The following is a 1,536-nucleotide window of genomic DNA, read 5'->3' on the forward strand; positions in this document are numbered from 1 at the left end:
GCGCCCACCGCGGTCGCGGCGACCCGGTCGTAGTCGGTGTCCTTGGCGACGAAGTGGAACTCTCCACCCGCGCGAGCGGAGAGCCTGGTGCCGTTGCCGGTGCCGTCCAGCTCGGTGCGCTCGGTGCGCAGGCCGACCACCTTGCCGTCCTCGCCGAGCACCTCGACCGGGGACTCGAAGAAGTGCAGGTACACCCGGTGCGGGCGGTCGCCGACGTCGCGGATCGCCCAGTTCTCCAGCGTCGAGGCGACCAGGTCGACGTGCTTGACCGCGCGGCGCTCGGCGATCGAGCCGTCGTCGTACTCGATGTCCTCGGGGGCGACGATCACCTCGATGGTGGGGGAGTGGTCCAGCTCACGCAGTTCCATCGGGCTGAACTTGGCCTGGGCGGGGCCGCGGCGGCCGAAGACGTGCACCTCGACGGCCCGGTTGCGCCGCAGGCCCTCGTAGACGTTCGGCGGGATCTCGGTGGGCAGCAGCTCGTCGGCGGTCTTGGCGAGGACCCGGGCGACGTCCAGGGCGACGTTGCCGACGCCGAGCACGGCGACCTTCTCGGCCTCCAGCGGCCAGGTCCGGGGCACGTCCGGGTGGCCGTCGTACCAGGAGACGAAGTCGGCCGCGCCGTAGGAGCCGTCGAGGTGGATGCCGGGTATGTCCAGGGCGCGGTCGGCCATCGCGCCGGTGGAGAAGACCACGGCGTCGTAGAAGCGGTGCAGGTCGTCCAGGGCGAGGTCGTTCGGGTAGTCGACGTTGCCGAACAGCCGGACCTGGGGCTTGTCGAGCACCTGGTGCAGGGCGGTGACGATGCCCTTGATGCGCGGGTGGTCGGGGGCGACCCCGTAGCGGATCAGACCGAACGGGGCGGGCATCCGCTCGAACAGGTCGATGGAGACACCGGGGTCCTGGGCGGCGTCGGACTTCAGCAGGGCATCCGCGGCGTAGATGCCGGCGGGGCCGGCTCCGACGATCGCGACTCGGATCGGGCGGGGCATGACGAGTGGTCCTCCGGTCGGGCGCGATGCAAACGTGGTCTGAACCTTTGTAGCAAACCCTACGGATGACCTGGGAAGTAGGTGGTGATGATCTATGAGGTCATAGGGCTGGCCTATGGCCTCGGCGCGGGTCCGACCGGGGCTCCGACGGCGTCCCGGCGGCTTCGGTGGGGCTCTACCGGCGGCCCGTGCGGGCCGGTAGCGTCGCCGGGTGACCACCACCACCGCCTCCGCGGCGGGATCCGGCCGCGCCCGGCCGCCGCTGGTGACGTGGGCGCTGCTGGTGCGCCTCGTCTCCCTCTTCGGCTGCACCACCGGGTTCAACCTGCTGCTCTCCGCCGTCCCGTTGTACGCCCAGGAGTCCGGCGGCGGCGAGCACGCGGCGGGTCTGGCCACCGGCGCGCTGATGTTCGCCACCGTGGTCGGCGAGCTCGCCACCCCGTCGCTGACCGCCCGGTTCGGCCACCGCTGGGCGCTGGCGGCCGGGCTGGTGCTGCTGGGCGCGCCCACCCTGGCGCTCGCCTGGACCGGCGGCATGGCGGCC

The 1,536-nt window shown here is 72.3% G+C and carries 1 protein-coding gene and 1 pseudogene; one reads left to right on the plus strand and one right to left on the minus strand.

The genetic code is table 11. The features are described from left to right. On the minus strand, positions 1-992 hold a 992-nt coding region (locus ACWDCZ_RS41280; protein ID WP_449818712.1), incomplete at its 3' end, for an FAD-dependent oxidoreductase. A gap of 211 nt (positions 993-1,203) precedes the next feature. Here ACWDCZ_RS41280 and ACWDCZ_RS41285 point away from each other — a divergent pair. Continuing rightward, positions 1,204-1,536, plus strand: a pseudogene (locus ACWDCZ_RS41285) (MFS transporter); the annotation flags it as partial.

This window comes from Kitasatospora sp. NPDC001225, assembly GCF_053597855.1.